General features: G+C 69.8%; 14 protein-coding genes. 12 read left to right on the top strand and 2 right to left on the bottom strand.

Features of this window, described 5'->3' with window-relative positions; all coding sequences use genetic code 11:
* Window positions 1-108 precede the first annotated feature (108 nt).
* Window positions 109-3,672, bottom strand: a complete 3,564-nt coding sequence (locus FHT26_RS19055) for an indolepyruvate ferredoxin oxidoreductase family protein (RefSeq protein WP_168561673.1) — start codon at window positions 3,670-3,672, stop codon at window positions 109-111.
* A 193-nt stretch (window positions 3,673-3,865) separates the two neighbouring features.
* Between FHT26_RS19055 and FHT26_RS19050 the strand changes: the two genes are divergently transcribed.
* From FHT26_RS19050 to FHT26_RS18995, 12 genes are all read left to right on the top strand, one after another.
* Entirely contained in the window at window positions 3,866-4,435 is a 570-nt protein-coding gene (locus tag FHT26_RS19050) for an Lrp/AsnC family transcriptional regulator (RefSeq protein WP_168561672.1), read from the top strand.
* Entirely contained in the window at window positions 4,432-5,361 is a 930-nt protein-coding gene (locus tag FHT26_RS19045) for a LysR family transcriptional regulator (protein ID WP_168561671.1), read from the top strand. The genes FHT26_RS19050 and FHT26_RS19045 overlap by 4 nt, the downstream gene beginning before the upstream one ends.
* 251 nt (window positions 5,362-5,612) lie before the next feature.
* Window positions 5,613-7,712 (top strand): bifunctional rhamnulose-1-phosphate aldolase/short-chain dehydrogenase, encoded by a 2,100-nt coding sequence (locus FHT26_RS19040; protein ID WP_168561670.1) that lies wholly within the window; start codon window positions 5,613-5,615, stop codon window positions 7,710-7,712.
* Window positions 7,713-7,729: 17 nt separating this feature from the next.
* Window positions 7,730-9,022, top strand: a complete 1,293-nt coding sequence (rhaI, locus tag FHT26_RS19035) for an L-rhamnose catabolism isomerase (protein ID WP_168561669.1) — start codon at window positions 7,730-7,732, stop codon at window positions 9,020-9,022.
* Window positions 9,023-9,131: 109 nt separating this feature from the next.
* Complete coding sequence (rhaS, locus tag FHT26_RS19030; RefSeq protein ID WP_210427490.1) at window positions 9,132-10,061, top strand: rhamnose ABC transporter substrate-binding protein; 930 nt, start codon at window positions 9,132-9,134, stop codon at window positions 10,059-10,061.
* A gap of 8 nt (window positions 10,062-10,069) precedes the next feature.
* A complete protein-coding gene (locus FHT26_RS19025) occupies window positions 10,070-11,605 on the top strand; it encodes a sugar ABC transporter ATP-binding protein (protein WP_168561668.1) in 1,536 nt (511 codons plus the stop codon).
* Window positions 11,602-12,585 carry an ABC transporter permease gene (locus tag FHT26_RS19020; RefSeq protein WP_168561667.1) on the top strand — a complete coding sequence of 328 codons (984 nt, stop codon included), beginning with the start codon at window positions 11,602-11,604 and terminating at the stop codon, window positions 12,583-12,585. The genes FHT26_RS19025 and FHT26_RS19020 overlap by 4 nt, the downstream gene beginning before the upstream one ends.
* Window positions 12,586-12,670: 85 nt before the next feature.
* Window positions 12,671-13,636: an ABC transporter permease gene (locus tag FHT26_RS19015; protein ID WP_168561666.1), complete on the top strand. Its 966-nt coding sequence runs from the start codon at window positions 12,671-12,673 to the stop codon at window positions 13,634-13,636.
* The gene (locus FHT26_RS19010) at window positions 13,636-13,950 is read left to right on the top strand and encodes an L-rhamnose mutarotase (RefSeq protein WP_168561665.1); all 315 of its coding nucleotides are present in this window, start codon (window positions 13,636-13,638) and stop codon (window positions 13,948-13,950) included. Before FHT26_RS19015 ends, FHT26_RS19010 begins: the two co-directional genes overlap by 1 nt.
* Window positions 13,951-13,961: 11 nt before the next feature.
* The gene (locus FHT26_RS19005; RefSeq protein ID WP_168561664.1) at window positions 13,962-15,248 is read left to right on the top strand and encodes an FGGY-family carbohydrate kinase; all 1,287 of its coding nucleotides are present in this window, start codon (window positions 13,962-13,964) and stop codon (window positions 15,246-15,248) included.
* Between the two features lie 49 nt (window positions 15,249-15,297).
* Complete coding sequence (locus FHT26_RS19000; RefSeq protein WP_349238177.1) at window positions 15,298-16,404, top strand: GGDEF domain-containing protein; 1,107 nt, start codon at window positions 15,298-15,300, stop codon at window positions 16,402-16,404.
* An 8-nt stretch (window positions 16,405-16,412) separates the two neighbouring features.
* Window positions 16,413-17,312: an EamA family transporter gene (locus FHT26_RS18995; protein WP_490362798.1), complete on the top strand. Its 900-nt coding sequence runs from the start codon at window positions 16,413-16,415 to the stop codon at window positions 17,310-17,312.
* A 45-nt stretch (window positions 17,313-17,357) separates the two neighbouring features.
* On the opposite strand, the gene pcaF is transcribed toward FHT26_RS18995, so the two are convergent.
* The gene (pcaF, locus tag FHT26_RS18990) at window positions 17,358-18,560 is read right to left on the bottom strand and encodes a 3-oxoadipyl-CoA thiolase (RefSeq protein WP_168561662.1); all 1,203 of its coding nucleotides are present in this window, start codon (window positions 18,558-18,560) and stop codon (window positions 17,358-17,360) included.
* Window positions 18,561-18,623 lie beyond the last annotated feature (63 nt).

Here is an 18,623-nt window from a genome sequence, read left to right as displayed (position 1 = left end):
CGGGTCCATCTTGCCGTTGTCTCCCTGGGTGCGGCAGCGTCGGCCGGCGGTGTCGACCGGTCACGCTGTCCACCCCGAGTGTCGCGCAGCTCGACCCGGGTGCGTGCTTCAAGCCGCCTTCTGTTCCCCACCCGCGCGCCACTGCGCCATCAGCCCGGTCCACTTCGGCATCGCCGCCGCCAGGTGCCGCTCCTTCACATGCCCATAGCCGCGGATGTCTTCCGGGATGCGTGCGATCTGCAGCGCGAGCGGCAGCGTCCGCGCATCCAGCCCGCGCAGCACTTCATCGATCGAATCGCGGTACTGGCCGATCAGCGCGCGCTCGGTCTTGCGCTCGTCGGTGCGGCCGAACGGGTCGAACGCGGTGCCGCGCAGCCCCTTGAACTTCGCGAGCACGCGGAACGCCGTCTGCATCCATGGGCCGAAGCGCTGCTTGACCAGCTCGCCCTTCTCGTTCTTCTTCGCGATGGCCGGCGGCGCCAGGTGGTAGTTCAGCGTGTAGTCGCCTTCGAACTGCGCCGCCACCTTGTCGAGGAAGCCCTTGTCGGTGTGCAGCCGCGCGACCTCGTATTCGTCCTTGTAGGCCATCAGCTTGAACAGGTAGCGCGCGACGTTCTCGGTCAGCTTGTGCCCGCCCAGCGGCGCCTCGGCGGCCCGCACCTTCTCGACGAAGGCCTTGTACTGCGCCGCGTATGCCGCATCCTGGTAGCCGGTCAGGAACTCCACCCGCTTCGCGACCAGGTCGTCGATGTTCACGCTCTTGCGCACGAACTCGATCACCTGTGCCGCCTTGAACAGCGCCTTCACCGCCGCCAGGTCGTGCGCCGCGCGCCGGCCCCATTCGAAGGCCGCCTTGTTGTTGTCGACCTGCACGCCGTTCAGCTCGATCGCGCGCATCAGCGCCGCATGGCCGAGCGGCACGCGGCCTTTCTGCCACGCGTAGCCCAGCATCAGCGGGTTGGTGTACAGCGAATCGCCGACCAGCTGCACCGCCAGTTCTTCGGCATCGAGCATGCCGACCTGCGCCGCGCCGGCTGCCGCGACGATCGCGCTCTCGCAGTTCGCGCCGGGGAACTGCCAGTCCGGGTTGGTCACGAAGGCCGCGGTCGGCGAGCCGTGCGTGTTCAGCGCGACGAAGCTGCGGCCTTCGCGCAGCGTCGCGAGCGTCGCCTTGTTGGCGCCGACGATCGGGTCGCAGGCGATCACCAGGTCGGCCTCGGCGGTGCCGACCTTGGTGGTGTGGATCGCCTCCATGCGGTTGGCGATCTGGATGTGGCTCCAGGTGCTGCCGCCCTTTTGCGCAAGGCCGGCCGAGTCCTGCGTGACGATGCCCTTGCCCTCCAGGTGCGCGGCCATGCCCAGCAGCTGGCCGATCGTGATCACGCCGGTGCCGCCGACACCGGCGACGACGATGCCCCAGGCGGTCTCGGCCACCGGCAGCACCGGCTCCGGCACCGCGATGCGCGACGGCTCGGGCCGCTCCTGCAACGCCCTCTTCGCGCTCTTCAGCTGCCCGCCTTCGACGGTGATGAAGCTCGGGCAGAAGCCCTTCACGCAAGAGTAGTCCTTGTTGCAGGTGTTCTGGTTGATGCGGCGCTTGCGGCCGAACTCGGTCTCGACCGGCTCGACGCTCAGGCAGTTGCTCTGCACCGAGCAGTCGCCGCAGCCTTCGCACACCAGCTCGTTGATCACCACCCGCTTGGCCGGCTCGACCATCGTGCCGCGCTTGCGGCGGCGGCGCTTCTCGGTCGCGCAGGTCTGGTCGTAGATGATCGCGGTGGTGCCCTTCAGTTCGCGGTACTCGCGCTGGATGCGGTCGAGCTCGTCGCGGTGGAACACCTGCACACCGTCCGCCAGTGCGGCGCCGTCGTACTTCCCGGGCTCGTCGGTCACGATGCACAGCGCGGCCACGCCTTCGGCCTTCAGGCTGTTCATGATCTGCAGCACCGAATGGCCCTCGGGCCGTTCGCCGACGCGCTGCCCGCCGGTCATCGCGACCGCGTCGTTGTAGAGCAGCTTGTAGGTGATGTTGACGCCGGCCGCGATGCTCTGGCGGATCGCCAGGCTGCCGCTGTGGAAGTAGGTGCCGTCGCCCAGGTTCGCGAAGATGTGCTCGTCGGTCGTGAACGGCGCCTGGCCGACCCAGGGCACGCCTTCGCCGCCCATCTGCGTGAAGGTGCTGGTGCTGCGGTCCATCCACACCACCATGTAGTGGCAGCCGATGCCGGCCACCGCGCGCGAGCCTTCGGGCACCTTGGTGCTGGTGTTGTGCGGGCAGCCGCTGCAGAAGAACGGCAGGCGGTCGCCGCCGTCGCTCTTCACCTCGACGAGGCTGCGCTCCTTGGCCTCGATCAGCGCGAGCCGCGCATCGATGCGCGCCGCGGTGTCGGCATCGACGCCAAGCTTCTTCAGCCGCTTGCCGATCGCCTTCGCGATGATCGCCGGCGTCAGGTCGGCCTGCGCGCGCAGCAGCCAGTTGCTGCCCGGGTTCGGCTGCGACCACTCTCCGCCGCTCTGGTCGCCGGCCACCTCGTCGAACTTGCCGAGCACGGTCGGCCGCACGTCGGGGCGCCAGTTGTAGAGCTCTTCCTTCAGCTGGTACTCGATGACCTGGCGCTTCTCCTCGACGACCAGGATCTCCTGCAGGCCCTTCGCGAATTCGCGCGTGATGGTCGCTTCGAGCGGCCACACCACGTTGACCTTGTGCAGCCGGATGCCCAGTTGCCGGCAGGCGTCGTCGTCCAGCCCCAGGTCGTGCAGCGCCTGGCGGGTGTCGTTGTAGGCCTTGCCGCTGGCGATCAGGCCGAAGCGGTCGTTCGGGCCCTCGATCACGTTGTGGTTCAGCTTGTTGGCGCGGATGTACGCGAGGGCGGCGTACCACTTGTGGTCCATCAGCCGCGCCTCCTGCTCGAGCGGCGCATCGGGCCAGCGGATGTGCAGGCCGCCGGCCGGCATCACGAAGTCTTCCGGCAGCACGATGTTCACGCGGTCGGGGTCGACGCTGATGCTGGCCGACGATTCGACGATCTCCTGGATCGTCTTCATGCCCGACCAGACGCCGGCGAAGCGGCTCATCGCGAACGCATGCAGGCCCATGTCGAGGATGTCCTGCACGCTCGACGGAAAGAACACCGGCAACCCGCAGGCCTTGAAGATGTGATCGCTCTGGTGCGCCGCGGTGCTGCTCTTCGCGATGTGGTCGTCGCCGGCCAGCGCGATCACGCCGCCGTGCTTCGCGGTGCCGGCCATGTTGGCGTGCTTGAACACGTCGGAGCAGCGGTCCACCCCCGGGCCCTTGCCGTACCAGATGCCGAACACGCCGTCGAACTTCTTGGTCTGCGGGTACAGGTCGAGCTGCTGCGTGCCCCACACCGCGGTCGCGCCGAGCTCTTCGTTGACGCCCGGCTGGAACACGATGTTCTGCGCCTGCAGGTGCTTCTTGGCCTGCCACAGCGCCTGGTCGTAGCCGCCGAGCGGCGAGCCGCGGTATCCGCTGATGAAGCCGCCGGTGTTCAGGCCGACCATCGCATCGCGCGTGCGCTGCAGCATCGGCAGCCGCACCAGCGCCTGCACGCCGCTCATGAACGCGCGGCCGGTCGCCAGGCTGTACTTGTCGTCGAGGGAGACGCTCTCGAGCGCCTTGCGGATGGATTCGGGTAGCGGGGCGTTCATCGTCCGGGCTCCTTGGGGGAGGGGTGCTTCGGTGAGGCGCGTCGGCCGCTCGTGGCGGCGTCGGCACCGGGCTGCGCGGGTCGGCGGGAAGCGGCCAGTGTAGGGATTCGGCCTTCGCAAGTCCTTTCTTTGTTTGCCCGCTCCGGCGGGGTCGGCGCAATAATCTTGCTGACATTCGTACCTGGGGACGTGAATGACGCTCAAAAAGGCCATATCAGGGAAAACCAGCAGGCCGACCGCGACCTCGCCCTCGCCTGTTCACGCCCCCGAGCCGCATGGCGCCACCCTCGACCGCTACGACGTGCTGATCCTGCGCGAGCTGCAGCAGGACGCGCGGTTGTCCAACACCGAGCTGGCGGCGCGCATCGGCCTGTCGGCCGCGCCGACGTGGCGGCGCGTCAAGTGGCTGGAGGAGCAGGGCTATATCACCGGCTACCGGGCCGAGCTCGACCGGCGAAAGGTCGGCCTCGGCGTGCTGGCCTTCGTGCGGGTCGACGCGAACCGCAACACCGGCAGCGAGACCCGCCAGCTCGAAGACGCGATCCGGCAGCTGCCCGAGGTGATCGCCTGCCACTACATCTCGGGCGCCGGCACCTTCGAGCTGCAGGTGATGGCGACCGACCTCGATGCGTTCTCGCGCTTCTCGATCGAGACGCTCTTGAACCTGCCGAACGTGAAGGACATCCACACCAGCTTCTCGCTCGGCGAGGTGAAGGCGAGCGGCGCGCTGCCGCTCGGCCACCTGCGGACCGGCGCGGCATGAAGAACCTGACGCTGCGCCAGCTGCGCGCCTTCGAGGCCGCCGCGACCACGCTGAGCCATTCGCGGGCCGCCGAGCAGCTGCACCTGACGCAGCCGGCGGTGTCGATGCAGATCCGGCTGCTCGAAGACGAACTCGGGCTGCCGCTGTTCCGCAAGCAGGGCCGCGGGCTGCAGCTCACCGATGCCGGCGACGAACTGCTGCGCCATGCACGCGGCATCCTCGGCGCGATCCGCCAGGCCGAGGACGCGCTGACCTCGATGAGCTCGGGAGAGGGCAGCACGCGCGGGCAGCTGCACCTGGGCGTGGTGCCGACGGCCAACTACTTCGCGCCGCTGCTGATGATGGCGTTCCGCGAGCGCTTCCCCGAGGTCAAGCTGAAGCTGTCGGTGGACCGGCGCGACACCATCCTCGCACTGCTGAACGAGCACCAGATCGACGTCGCGATCGCCGGCTACCCCCCGTCCGAGGCCGACGTCGAGGCCGAGGCGTTCGCGCGCCATCCGCACTGCATCGTCGCGGCGCCCGGCCATCCGCTGGCCGGCAAGCGGCGCATCGCGTGGAGCGAACTGAAGGGCGAGCCGTTCATCTTCCGCGAGCCGGGGTCGGCGACACGGCAGTTCCTGGAGCACCTGCTGCAGTCGCAGGCGCTGCAGGTCAACGTGACGATGGAGCTGTCGGGCAATGAAACCATCAAGCAGGCGGTGATGGCCGGCATGGGCATCAGCTTCATGTCGGCGCATGCCTTCCAGATCGAACTGGCGGCGGGGCGGATGGCGGTGCTCGACCTGGTCGGCATGCCCAAGCTGCTCGACTGGTGCCTGCTGCACCGGCGCGACGGGACGCTGGCGGGGGTCAACGCGGCGTTCCGGGAGTTCGTGCTGGAGCAGGGGGCGCGGCTGGCGCATTGCGAGTTGAAGCGGGGCTAGGGGATGTGGGCATGGCGCGGGTCTGCCCGGTGCCGGAGGAGGCATGCGGGGCCGCCGTCTTGTGGCGAGCGTCGGCGTTTTCCCGCATCCGCTCCCGTTCGCCCTGGGCCTGTCGAAGAGCCTGCTCGCATTGCACCGGGGCTTCGACAGGCTCAGGGCGAGCGGAATTGGGAGGCATCAGGAAATTCAATGCCTCCGAATAAAAAACCATTGCTTGTCCTTATGCCTGGAGGCTCCTAGATTCCGTCTCCATGACCGAACCGACCCACCCCTTCCCGACCTGGGACGCCGCCCACGCCGAGCGCCTGGACGAACCCGGCCGCCTGCTGTACCGCTCGAACCTGCTGGGCTCCGACCTGCGCATCACCAACTACGGCGGCGGCAACACCTCGGCCAAGCTGCTGCAGCGCGACCCGCTGACGCAGCAGCCGGTGGAGGTGCTGTGGGTCAAGGGCTCCGGCGGCGACCTCGGCTCGATGAAGCTCGACGGCTTCTCGACCCTCTACCTCGACAAGCTGAACGCGCTGCAGGCGATCTACCGCGGCCCCGAGCACGAGGACGAGATGGTCGGCTACCTGCCGCACTGCACCTTCAACCTGAACGGCCGCGCCGCCAGCATCGACACCCCCCTGCATGCCTACCTGCCGTTCCGGCATGTCGACCACATGCACCCCGACGCGGTGATCGCGATCGCGGCAATGCAGAACAGCCGCACGCTGACGAACACGATCTTCGGCGGCAGCGTCGGCTGGCTGCCGTGGCGCCGGCCGGGCTTCGAGCTCGGCCTGCAGTTGCAACGCCACGTGGCCGAGCACCCCGGGCTGCGCGGCCTGGTGCTCGCCGGCCACGGCCTGTTCACCTGGGGCGACGACGCCCGCAGCTGCTACGAGAACACCGTCGGCGTGATCCGCCAAGCCCAGGCGTGGCTGCAGGCCGAACGGCGCGAGCGCAAGCTCGTCAGCTTCGGCGGCCCGGCCCGCGAGCCGCTGCCCGGCGACGAACAGCAAGCGCTGCTGGCCCGGCTGCTGCCGGTGCTGCGCGGCGCGGTCTCGCGCAGCGGCCACAAGCTGGCGCATGTCGACCGCTCGGCCGTCGTGCAGGAGTTCGTCGACAGCCGCGACCTGGAACGGCTGGCCGCGCTCGGCACCTCGTGCCCCGACCATTTCCTGCGCACCAAGATCCGCCCGCTGATCCTGCCGGACTCGCTGTACGAACTCGACGGCCCGGCGCTCGCCGCCGCGATCGACGAGCGGCTGGCCGCCTACCGCGCCGACTACAGCGCCTACTACGAGCGCTGCAAGCGGCCCGACAGCCCGGCGCTGCGCGACCCGAACCCGGTGATCGTGCTGCTGCCCGGCGTCGGCATGGTCTCGCTTGCGAAGGACAAGGCCACCGCGCGCATCGCCGGCGAGTTCTACGTCAACGCGATCAACGTGATGCGCGAAGCCGATGCGCTGGACCGCTACGTCGGGCTGCCGGAGCAGGAGGCCTTCGACATCGAGTACTGGCTGCTCGAAGAAGCCAAGCTGCAGCGCATGCCGAAGGCGAAGCCGCTGGTCGGCCAGGTGGCGCTGGTGACCGGCGGGGCCGGCGGCATCGGCCGCGCGATCGTCGAACGCCTGCTCGGCGAAGGCGCCTGCGCGGTGCTGCTCGACATCGACGGCGAAGCGCTGGAGCAGGTCGGCGGTGAACTACAGAAGCGCTTCGGCCGCGACGTGGTGCGCACGCTGCGCTGCGACGTGACCGACGAGGCCGGTGTGCTGCGCGCCTACGCCGAGGCGGTGATCGAGTACGGCGGGGTCGACATCCTGGTCTCGAACGCCGGCATCGCGTCGGCCGCGCCGATCGAGGACACCACGCTCGAGCTGTGGATGCGCAACCAGTCGATCCTGTCGACCGGCTACTTCCTGGTCGGCCGCGAGGCCTTCCGCGTGATGAAGGCGCAGGGCGTCGGCGGCGCCATCGTGTTCATCGCCAGCAAGAACGGCATGGTCGCGAGCAACCAGGCCTCGGCCTATTGCGCGGCCAAGGCGAGCGAGATCCAGCTGGCGCGCTGCTTTGCGCTCGAAGGCGCGCCGCTGGGCATCCGCGCCAACGTGGTGAACCCGGACGCGGTGATCCGCGGCAGCAAGATCTGGACGGGCCGCTGGAGCCAGGAGCGCGCCGCCGCCAACAAGATCAACGAAGAAGAACTGGAGGCCTTCTACCGCGACCGCTCGATGCTCAAGCGCAGCGTGCTGCCGCAGGACATCGCGGAAGCCACCTATTTCTTCGCCTCCGACTTGTCGGCCAAATCGACCGGCAACATCCTCAACGTGGACGCCGGCAACCTCGCGGCCTTTCCGCGTTGAATCCCGAGGAGAACGACATGGCCACGCCGCTGATTGCCACGACCCTGATCGACGCCCAGAACGCACCGCTGGCCAAGCGCGTGCGCGACGACTACGACACGCTCGGCGAGCAGCTCGCGCGGCGCGACATCGACATCGAGGCCGTGCGCCGGCAGGTTGCGGCCTTCGCGGTGGCGGTGCCGTCGTGGGGCGTCGGCACCGGCGGCACCCGCTTCGCGCGCTTCCCCGGGGCCGGCGAGCCGCGCGACGTGTTCGACAAGATCGAGGACTGCAGCGTGATCCAGCAGCTGGCGCGCTGCACGCCGACGGTGTCGCCGCATTTCCCGTGGGACAAGTGCAGCGACTACGGCGAGCTGCGCGAGCATGCCGCGATGCGCGGGCTGGCCTTCGATGCGGTCAACTCCAACACCTTCTCCGACCAGAAGGGCCAGCCGCTGAGCTACAAGTTCGGCAGCCTGACGCACAGCGATGCGGCGGTGCGGGCGCAGGCGGTCGCGCACAACCTGGAGGTGATCGAGATCGGCCGCCAGCTCGGCAGCCGCGCGATCACCGTGTGGATCGGCGACGGCGCGAACTTCCCCGGCCAGCAGCATTTCCGGCGCAGTTTCGAGCGCTACCTCGACAGCACGCGGCGCATCTACGCCGCGCTGCCGGCCGACTGGCACATGTTCCTCGAGCACAAGATGTTCGAGCCGGCGTTCTACGCGACGGTGATCCAGGACTGGGGTTCGAGCCTGCTGGCCGCGCAGGCGCTGGGCGACCAGGCGCGCTGCCTGGTCGACCTGGGCCACCACGCACCGAACGTCAACATCGAGATGATCGTCGCGCGGCTGGTGCATGCCCGCAAGCTGGCCGGCTTCCACTTCAACGACAGCAAGTACGGCGACGACGACCTCGACAGCGGCAGCATCAACCCGTTCCAGCTGTTCCTCGTGTTCAACGAGCTGGTCGACGCCGCAGAGTCGTTCACTCCCGATGTCGCGCCGGCCTACATGCTGGACCAGTCGCACAACGTCACCGACCCGATCGAAAGCCTGATGACCAGCGCCGCCAGCGTGCAGCGCTGCTATGCGCAGGCGCTGATCGTCGACCGCCAGGCCTTGTCGGCGTACCAGGACGGCAACGACGCGCTGATGGCCGCGCAATCGCTGAAGCAGGCCTTCCAGACCGATGTGACGCCGATCCTGCAGCGCGTGCGGCTGGAGGCCGGCGGCGCGATCGAGCCGGTGGCGGCGTACCGCGCGAGCGGCTACCGCGCGCGGGTCGCCGAGGCGCGGCCAGCCTCGGGCCCGAGCAGCGGCATCGTTTGATTTCACGTTCCCCCGTCAGTCCAAAAACCAATCAGGAGACAACCCCGTGAAGAAACCTCTGCAAGTCCTGCTGGCCGCGCTGGTGTGCGCGGCCTTCGCCCCCGGCGCGATGGCCGCCGACAAGATCGCGCTGGTCGTCAAGAGCCTGGGCAACGGCTTCTTCGACGCCGCCAACCAGGGCGCGCAGGAAGCGGCCAAGGAGCTGAAGGACGTCGAGATCATCTACACCGGCCCGGCCAAGGCGACCGCCGAAGGGCAGATCGAGATCATCAACTCGCTGATCGCGCAGAACGTGAAGGCGATCGTGATCTCGGCGAACGATCCGGACGCATTGGTGCCGGCGCTGAAGAAGGCGATGGCGCGCGGCATCAAGGTGGTGTCGTTCGATTCCGGCGTGCGCAAGGACGGCCGGCTGATGCACCTGAACCCGTCGTCGAACGCGCTGATCGGCGAGAAGCTCGTCAAGATGACGCAGGACGCGATCGGCGCGAACGGCGAGATCGCGGTGCTGTCGGCGACTGCGCAGGCGACCAACCAGAACATCTGGATCGACGAGATGAAGAAGGTGCTCGCGAAGCCGCCGTACACCGGGCTGAAGCTGGTCAGCGTCGTCTACGGCGACGACCAGACCGACAAGAGCTACCGCGAGGCGCAGGGCCTGTTCAAGAGCTACCCGAACCTGAAGGCGATCGTCGCGCCGACCACCGTCGGCGTCGCGGCCGCGGCGAAGGCAGTGCAGGACGAGAAGAAGGTCGGCGCGCTGTTCGTCACCGGCCTCGGGCTGCCGTCGGAGATGGCCGGCCATGTGAAGAGCGGCGCGGTGAAGTCGTTCGCGATCTGGAACCCGATCGACCTCGGCTACTCGGCGGTGTATGCGGCGCACCAGTTCGTGCACGGCAAGGCCAAGGGCACGGCCGGCGAGAAGGTGTCGCTGGGCCGGGTCGGCACGGTGGCGCTGGACGCGAACAACGAGGCGGCGATGGCCGAACCGTTCACCTACGACGCCGGCAACGTCGAGAAGTTTGCGAAATTCTTCTGAACCGTCCGATGACCTCCCCGCTGCTGCGCCTGCGCGGCCTCCACAAGCGCTACGGGGCGACGCACGCATTGCGCGGCGTCGACCTCGAGCTGCAGCGCGGCGAGGTGCTCGCGCTGGTCGGCGAGAACGGCGCCGGCAAGTCGACGCTGGTGAAGATCCTGACCGGCGTGGTGCAGCCGGACGAGGGCACGATCGAGCTCGACGGACAGGTGCGGCGCTTCGCGCATGCGCAGGCCTCGCAGGCCGCCGGCATCGTCGCGGTCCACCAGGAAACGGTGATGTTCGACGAGCTGTCGGTGGCCGAGAACATCTTCATCGGCCGGCACCTGCAGCGCGGCCCGTTCGTCGACTGGCCGGCGATGCACGCCCAGGCGGCGCAGGTGCTCGCGAAGATCGGCGCGCGCTTCGCGCCGGCGGCGCTCGTCAAGGACCTGAGCCTGGCCGAGCGGCATCTGGTGGAGATCGCGCGCGCGTTGTCGCAACAGGCCTCGGTCGTCATCCTCGACGAGCCGACGGCCGCGCTGTCGCAGCAGGAGATCCGCGACTTCTACGGGCTCGTGCGCACCTTGCGCGAGCAGGGCGTCGGCGTGATCTTCATCACCCACAAGTTCGACGAGATCTTCGCGGTGGCCGACCGCTGGCTCGTGCTGCGCGACGGTGCGTCGGTGGGCTGCGGCGCGATCGCGCAGGCCGACGAGCGCGAGCTGGTGAAGCTGATGGCCGGCCGCGCGATCGAGCAGGTCTACCCGGCCCCGGCCGCGCCGCCGGGCGAGGTGGTGCTGCGGGTGCGCGGGCTGTCGCACCCAAGCGAATTCGACGGCCTGTCGTTCGAGCTGCGGCGCGGCGAGATCCTCGGCTTCTACGGGCTGGTCGGTTCGGGCCGCAGCGAGGCGATGCTCGCGTTGATGGGGCTGAACGCCGACGCGCGCGGCGAGTTCGAGATCGACGGCCGGCGCTTCAAGCCCGGCCGCGCCGGCGACGCGATCGCGGCCGGCATCGCCTACGTGCCGGAGGAGCGGCAGCGCCAGGGCGGCATCCTGAGCTTCTCGGTGCAGCACAACATCAGCCTGGCCGGGCTGTCGCGTTTCGCGCGCGGGCCGTGGCTGTCGGCGCTGCGCGAATCGGCGTTGTGCGGGCGAATGATCGAGCGGCTGCAGATCAAGACCGGTTCGCCGCACACGCCGATGGCGGGGCTGTCGGGCGGCAACCAGCAGAAGGTGGTGATCGCGAAGTGGCTGGGGCTGGACCCGCGCATCGTGATCCTCGACGAGCCGACCAAGGGCATCGACGTCGGTGCGAAGCAGGCGGTGTACCAGCTGATCGGCGAGATGGTGGCGCAGGGGCTGGCGGTGATCCTGGTGTCGTCGGAGCTGCCGGAGGTGATGAACCTGGCGCACCGCGTGATCGTGATGCGGCGTGGCCGGCAGGTGGCCGAGTTCGCGCGCGACGGAGCCGAGGCGGAGGCCGTCGTGGCCGCGGCGTCGGGCCTGTCCGCACCGCCGCGGCCGCACGCGCCGCTCGAGCTGCGCGAGCTGGCCGCATGAGGCTGCTGAAGGATCGACCGCGCGAGCTCGCGCTGCTGGTCATCATCGCCGCGATCGCGCTGGCGGTCGGCGCGCGCGCGCCGGTGTTCCTGACCTGGCACAACGCGCTCGACATCGCGAACGATTCGGCGATCCTCGCGATCCTGGTGATGGGCCAGATGCTGGTGCTGCTGACGCGCGGCGTCGACCTGTCGGCCGCATCGAACCTGGCGCTGACCGGCATGCTGTGCGCGCTGGCCGGGCGGGCGCTGCCGCAGCTGGGCGTCGTGCCGCTGCTGCTGCTGGCGGTCGCGATCGGCACGCTGCTCGGCCTCGTCAACGGCTGGCTGATCACGTTCTTCGAGCTGCCGCCGATCGTCGTGACGCTCGGCACCTTGTCGGCCTACCGCGGCGCGATCTTCGTCGCGAGCCACGGCGCGTGGATCTCCGACCACCAGATCCACCCGGTCATCAAGGGCCTGCCGCGCGAGCAATGGGCCGGCCTGCCGGCGCTGGTGTGGATCGCCGCGGCGGTGGTGCTCGCGATGGCCGTGTTCCTGCGCTGGCGCCGCGAGGGACGCGAGCTTTACGCGCTGGGCGGCAACCCGACCGCGGCGGCGTATGTCGGCATCCCGCTGCGGCGGCGCCTGCTGCTGGTGTATGCGATGTCGGGCGCGCTGGCCGGCCTGGCCGGGCTGCTGTGGGTCGGCCGCTATGCGATCGCGTTCACCGAACTGGCGGCCGGCTACGAGCTGACGGTGATCGCCGCCTGCGTGATCGGCGGCGTCAGCATCGGTGGCGGGGTCGGCAGCGTCGCCGGCGCGGTGCTCGGCGTGCTGTTCATCGGCGTCGTCAATGGCGCGTTGCCGGTGATCCAGGTCTCGCCGTTCTGGCAGCAGGCGATTGCCGGCGTGGTGATCCTGGTGTCGGTCGCGGTGAACGCCGGTGCGCAGCGGCGCAGCGGCCGGCAGATCCTGGAGCGACGCGAGGTGCCCGCATGATCCGGTCCGAGCGCCGGGCCGCCCCAAGCCGGACCGGGTCCCCTCGGGGGACCGGCCGAGGTATTTCATCGGACGAGGGGCTGTCATGACCCATGCATTCGGAACGTGGGAGCGGCTGCTGCTCGCGCTGCTGGTGTTGCTGCTGGCCGGCTTCGGCCTCGGCATCGACGGCTTCATGACGCCGTACGCGCTGGCCGACAGCAGCTTCAACTTCAGCGAGAAGGGCTTGCTGGCCCTCGCGATGGCGCTGTTGATCATGGCCGGCGAGATCGACCTGTCGATCGCCGCGACGCTGTCGCTGTGCTCGCTGGCGATGGGCTTGGCGATGAAGGCCGGCGCCGGCCTGCCGCTGATGCTGCTGGCCGCGTTCGGCACCGGGGCGGCGGCCGGCGCGTTGAACGGCTGGCTCGTCACTGCCTGGCGCCTGCCGTCGATCGTCGTCACCATCGGCAGCCTGTCGCTGTACCGCGGGATCGCGCTGGTGGTGCTCGGCGACCAGGCGATCACTGGCTACCCCGACGCGCTGTCGGTGCTGGGCAACGGCTACCTGGGCGACCTGGTCGGCCTGCCGTGGCTGATCGTGCCGATCGAGTTCGCGATCCTGCTGCTGATGGCGGCGGGCGTCGCGGTGCTGCTGCACCGCACCGTGACCGGTCGCCGCCTGGTGGCGATCGGCGCGAACCCGGTGGCCTCGCGCTTCTCTGGCATCGAGGTCGACCGCCACCGCTTCGCGCTGTTCGTGTTCGCCGGCCTGATGGCGGCGCTGGCGGCGGTGCTGCTGACTGGCCGCATCGGCAGCACGCGGCCGAACATCGCGCTCGGCTGGGAGCTGGACGCGGTGACGATGGTGATCCTCGGCGGCGTCGCGATCGAAGGCGGCCGCGGCAGCATCGTCGGCGTGCTGCTGGCGGTGTTGCTGCTGGGCTTGTTCACCTTCGCGCTCGGCATGGCGAACGTCTCGGGCATCGTGATGGCGATGATCGTCGGCATCCTGTTGATCGTCTCGATGGTGATGCCGCGGCTGCTGCGCGGCCCGCGGGTGCTGCTGTGATGGAGCAGGTCGCGTTCCGGATGACGCTGAAGCCGGGGTGCGCGGCGGAGTACAAGCGGCGGCACGATGCGCTGTGGCCGGAGCTGGCCGCGCTGCTGCATGAGGCCGGCGTGCGCGACTACAGCATCTTTCTCGACGAGGAGAGCCTGGCGCTGTTCGCGGTGTTGCGCCGTCCCGTGGATCACCGGATGGATGAGCTGCCGTCGCATCCGGTCATGAAGCGCTGGTGGGCCCACATGGCCGAGCTGATGGAGGTCGAGCCGTCGCTGGCGCCTCGGGTCGTGGCGTTGGCACCCATGTTTCACCTGGGGTGAGGACGGTCGAGATGAAACCGTCCGTCGCCGTCGTGCTCGACATCGGCAAGACCCACGTCAAGCTGTGTGCCCTCGATGCGAGCGACAAGGTCCTCGCCGTCCGGACCCGCGACAACGCCAGCGTCCAAAGCCCCATCGGCTATGCCGCACTGGACACCGACGGCATCGAGGCGTGGCTGTGGAACAGCCTCGCGTCGCTGGCGGTGGAGTTCCGTGTCGATCGCCTCATCACCAGCACGCACGGCGCCGCCTTCGCGGCCATCGATGCGAACGGGCTGGTGCTGCCGATCGTCGACTACGAGTTCGATGCCTATGCGAGTCAACGGGATGCCTACGCCGACGCCGTGGGCGACCTGCGCGAAACGCTGTCGCCGCATCTGCCGATGGGGCTCAACGCGGCCCGGCCCTGGTACTGGCTGGCGCGCGAATGCCCGCGCGAATTTGCACGGGCAAGCACCTTGCTGCCGTACCCGCAGTACTGGGCCTGGCGCCTGAGCGGCGTCGCGGCGAGCGAATCGAGTTCGCTGGGATGCCACACGCATCTGTGGGCCCCGGTGACGCGCCACTGGTCGCGCCTCGCGCGCGCCGAAGGCTGGGACCGGCGCTTTGCGCCGCTGCGCTCGGCCTGGGAGGTGCTGGGCCCGGTGCGACCGGAACTGGCGCAGCGCCTCGGGCTGCCGACCGACTGCCTCGTGCATGCCGGCGTGCACGACAGCAACGCCTGCCTCGCACGCCACCTGCGGCGCTCGCCGGCGATGACGCTGGTGACCTCGGGCACCTGGACCGTGGTGATGGCCTGCGGCGGCCAGGTCGATCGCCTCGACCTGTCGGCCGACATGCTGGCCAATGTGTCGGTCGCGCAGGACCCGGTGCCGACTGCGCGGTTCATGGGCGGGCGCGACCACGCGGCCCTGTGTGCCGGCGCCGATCCGGACGCAGCGGACCTGGCGTGCCTGCCGGCGCTGGCCGATGCGGGCATCGAGGCGCGGCCGTCGGCCGATGGCAGCGGGCCGCGCGTCGTCTGCGGCGACGACGACATCACCTCGCACGCGCCGCAGCGGCTCGCGCCGGTGCAGCGCGCCACGCTGGCCGCGCGGTACTGCGCCGCGATGACGGCCGAACGCGTGCAGGCCTTGTCCGGGCCGTCGCCGGTGGTCGTCGAAGGGCCGCTCGCACGCAATGCGACGTACCTCGCGCTGCTGGCGCAGTGCCTGCCCGCGCACCGCTGCCAGGTCGGCGACGCGGCCATCGACGGCACCATGCTCGGCGCGCTGGCACTGACCCGCTGGAACGCCTGATCGCGCGGCCGGCAGGCCGGCAGCCGCGAGGCTGCTAACCTCTCGCCCCGTGCGGACCGTCCTCGTTTCCCTCGCCGACCGCGTGTTCGGCACCGAACCCAAGCAGCGCTTGCGGCTCGTGCAATGCGGCGTCGCGATGCTGCTGGTGCTTGGCAGCGTTTTCAACATGCAGTACCTGGTGTTCGCCAGCCTCGCGCCGGCGTGGCCGGTGGCGTTGTGGAGCGTGGTGCTCGTCGGCGGTTTCGCGATCTTCTTCGGCGTGATCCGCAGCGGGGTCAACCTGAAGCTGCCCGACCCGGCGCTGACGCGGCCGCAGATGGTGTTCGCGATCGTCTGCGGCGCCGCCGGCTACGCGCTGGCCGGCGCAGGCCGCGGTGGGGCCTTCCCCATCCTGATGGTGATCTTCATGTTCAGCATGTACGCGCTGCCGCCGTCGCAGGTGATGCGCATCGCGCTGTTCGCGGTGGCGCTGTTCGGCGCGACGATGGCCGCGATGGCCTGGCACGACCCGGCCACCTACGAGCCGGCCGTCGAGTGGGGGCACTTCATCATGATCGCGATCATGGTGCCGGCGATCGCGGTGCTGGCCGGGCAGCTCAGCCGGCTGCGCGAACGGATGCGGCGGCAGAAGAAGGAGCTGTCGACCGCGCTCGCGCGCATCCAGGACCTGGCCACCCGCGACGAGATGACCGGCCTGATCAACCGCCGCCACATGCAGGAACTGATGGAGCAGGAACGCCAGCGCGGCGTGCGCTCCGGCTACACCTTCTGCCTCGCGATGATCGACCTCGACGGCTTCCGCAAGATCAACGACCTGCAGGGCCACGAGTTCGGCGACCGGCTGCTGAAACGCTTCGCCCGCGAGGCGCTGAACGTGATCCGCATCTCCGACCTGCTCGGGCGCTGGCAGGGTGAGCAGTTCCTGCTGCTGCTGTCGGACACCCGCGCTTCGCTCGCGCGGCTCGGGCTCGAGCGGCTGCGCGAGCGCATCTTCGCGATGCAGATCGACGCGCAGGGGCCGCCGATCCACGTCAGCTTCTCGGCCGGCGTCACCGAGCACCGGGCCGGCGAGTCGGTGGCCGACACCATCGCGCGGGCCGACCAGGCGCTGCGCGCCGCGAAGGGCGCCGGGCGCAATCGCGTGGTGCTGGCATGAGTGCGCCGCTGCCGGCGCGGCACTTCTTTCTGGCGCTGCTGGTGGTCGCGGTCTGGGGCACCAACTTCGTCGTCATCAAGCTCGGGCTCGCACACCTGCCGCCGCTGCTGTTCGCCGCGCTGCGCTTCGCGTTCGCGCTGCTGCCGGCGGTGTTCTTCCTGCCGCGCCCGGCGGTGCCGTGGCGCAACCTCGCGGCCTACGGGCTGCTGATCGGCGTCGGCCAGTTCGGCGTGCTGTACCTCGCGATGCGCGGGCACATCACGCCGGGGCTCGCGTCGCTGGTCGTGCAGACGCAGGTGTTCTTCACGATCGGCCTCGCGATGCGCGGCAGCGGCGAGGTGGTGCGGCCGTTCCAGTGGGCCGCGCTGGGGCTGGCGGCGGCCGGCATCGTCGTCATCGGTTCACACGCCGGCGGTTCGCACACCGGCGGCGACACCACGGTGGCCGGCGTGCTGATGGTGCTGTTCGCCGCACTGTCGTGGGCCGGCGGCAACATCGTCAGCCGCGCCGCCGGCCGCGTGAACATGCTCGCCTACGTGGTGTGGAGCAGCGCCGCCGCGGTGCCGCCGCTGTTCCTGCTGTCGTGGTGGTTCGAAGGCGGCGCGGCGATCGAGGCCGGCCTGCGCCAGGCCGATGCGGTGACCTGGGCCTCGGTGCTGTGGCAATCGGTCGGCAACACGCTGTTCGGCTATGCGGCGTGGGGCTGGCTGCTCGCGCGCCACCCGGCCGCGACCATCACGCCGATGGCGCTGCTGGTGCCGGTGTTCGGCATGGGCGCCTCGTCCTGGTGGCTCGGGGAATCGCTGCCGGCGTGGAAGCTGGTCGCCGCGGGACTGGTGATGGCGGGGCTGGCGTTGAACCTGCTGTGGCCGCGCTGGCGGTCCAGGCAAGAAAACCGTTCGGACTGAGCTTGTCGTTCGACAAGCTCAGTCCCTGCTCAGCGCGAACGGACATCAGACCCGCTCGACCACCACCGCAATTCCCTGGCCCACGCCGATGCACATCGTGCACAGCGCGTAGCGGCCGCCGCTGCGGTGCAACTGGTTCACCGCGGTCGTCAGCAGCCGCGCGCCGCTGGCGCCCAGCGGGTGGCCGAGCGCGATCGCGCCGCCGTTCGGGTTGACGCGGGCATCGTCGTCCTGCAGGCCGAGGTCGCGCAGCACCGCGAGGCCTTGGGCCGCGAACGCCTCGTTCAGCTCGATCACGTCGATCTGCGCAAGCGTCAGTCCGGTCAGCGCGAGCACCCGCCGCGTCGCCGGCGCCGGGCCCATGCCCATGATGCGCGGCGGCACGCCGGCCGTCGCCATGCCGAGCACGCGTGCCCGGGGCGTCAGGCCATGGCGCTGCGCCGCGGCCTCGCTCGACAGCAGCAGCGCGCACGCCCCGTCGTTCACGCCCGACGCATTGCCGGCCGTCACCGTGCCATCCGGGCGCACCACGCCCTTCAGCTTCGCCAAGGCCTCCAGCGAGGTCTCGCGCGGGTGCTCGTCGCGCGTCACGACCAGCGCATCGCCCTTCTTCTGCGCGATCGTCACCGGCGTGATCTCGGCATCGAAGAAGCCCGCCTGCTGCGCTGCGACCGCCTTGCGCTGCGACGCCAGCGCCATGCGGTCCTGCGCGTCGCGCTCGATGCCGAAATCGGCGGCCACGTTCTCGGCCGTCTCCGGCATCGAATCGACGCCGTGCATCTCCTTCATCAGCCGGTTGACGAAGCGCCAGCCGATGGTGGTGTCGTGGATCGCGGTGCTGCGGCTGAACGCGCTGTCGGCTTTCGGCATCACGAACGGCGCGCGGCTCATGCTCTCGACACCGCCGGCGATCATCAGGCCGGCCTCGCCGCTGCGGATCGCGCGTGCCGCCGTGCCCACCGCATCCATGCCCGAACCGCACAGCCGGTTGATCGTCATGCCCGGCACGCCGATCGGCAAGCCGGCGAGCAACGCCGACATGCGCGCGACGTTGCGGTTGTCCTCGCCGGCCTGGTTCGCGCAGCCGAACAGCACGTCGTCGACCGCTTCCCAGTCGACCCCGGTGTTGCGCGCCATCAAGGCCTTCAGCGGGATCGCGCCGAGGTCGTCGGTGCGCACCGACGACAGCGCGCCGCCGTAGCGGCCGAACGGCGTGCGGATCGCATCGCAGATGAATGCTTCGGTCATGACAGCCCCTCGCCTGATGAGTACATCGGCCGATCCCCCGAGGGGATGCCGGCCGGCTTGGGA

The sequence above is a fragment of the Rhizobacter sp. SG703 genome, assembly GCF_012275445.1.
Taxonomy (GTDB): domain Bacteria; phylum Pseudomonadota; class Gammaproteobacteria; order Burkholderiales; family Burkholderiaceae_C; genus Rhizobacter.
Note: the sequence above shows the minus strand (reverse complement) of the source record. Positions and strands in the feature narration are given on the sequence as shown.

Coding starts and splice junctions, on each gene's coding strand:
- FHT26_RS19055 (WP_168561673.1), bottom strand. CDS start 3,672: ATGAACGCCCCGCTACCCGAATCCATCCGCAAGGCGCTCGAGAGCGTC.
- FHT26_RS19050 (WP_168561672.1), top strand. CDS start 3,866: ATGACGCTCAAAAAGGCCATATCAGGGAAAACCAGCAGGCCGACCGCG.
- FHT26_RS19045 (WP_168561671.1), top strand. CDS start 4,432: ATGAAGAACCTGACGCTGCGCCAGCTGCGCGCCTTCGAGGCCGCCGCG.
- FHT26_RS19040 (WP_168561670.1), top strand. CDS start 5,613: ATGACCGAACCGACCCACCCCTTCCCGACCTGGGACGCCGCCCACGCC.
- rhaI (WP_168561669.1), top strand. CDS start 7,730: ATGGCCACGCCGCTGATTGCCACGACCCTGATCGACGCCCAGAACGCA.
- rhaS (WP_210427490.1), top strand. CDS start 9,132: ATGGCCGCCGACAAGATCGCGCTGGTCGTCAAGAGCCTGGGCAACGGC.
- FHT26_RS19025 (WP_168561668.1), top strand. CDS start 10,070: ATGACCTCCCCGCTGCTGCGCCTGCGCGGCCTCCACAAGCGCTACGGG.
- FHT26_RS19020 (WP_168561667.1), top strand. CDS start 11,602: ATGAGGCTGCTGAAGGATCGACCGCGCGAGCTCGCGCTGCTGGTCATC.
- FHT26_RS19015 (WP_168561666.1), top strand. CDS start 12,671: ATGACCCATGCATTCGGAACGTGGGAGCGGCTGCTGCTCGCGCTGCTG.
- FHT26_RS19010 (WP_168561665.1), top strand. CDS start 13,636: ATGGAGCAGGTCGCGTTCCGGATGACGCTGAAGCCGGGGTGCGCGGCG.
- FHT26_RS19005 (WP_168561664.1), top strand. CDS start 13,962: ATGAAACCGTCCGTCGCCGTCGTGCTCGACATCGGCAAGACCCACGTC.
- pcaF (WP_168561662.1), bottom strand. CDS start 18,560: ATGACCGAAGCATTCATCTGCGATGCGATCCGCACGCCGTTCGGCCGC.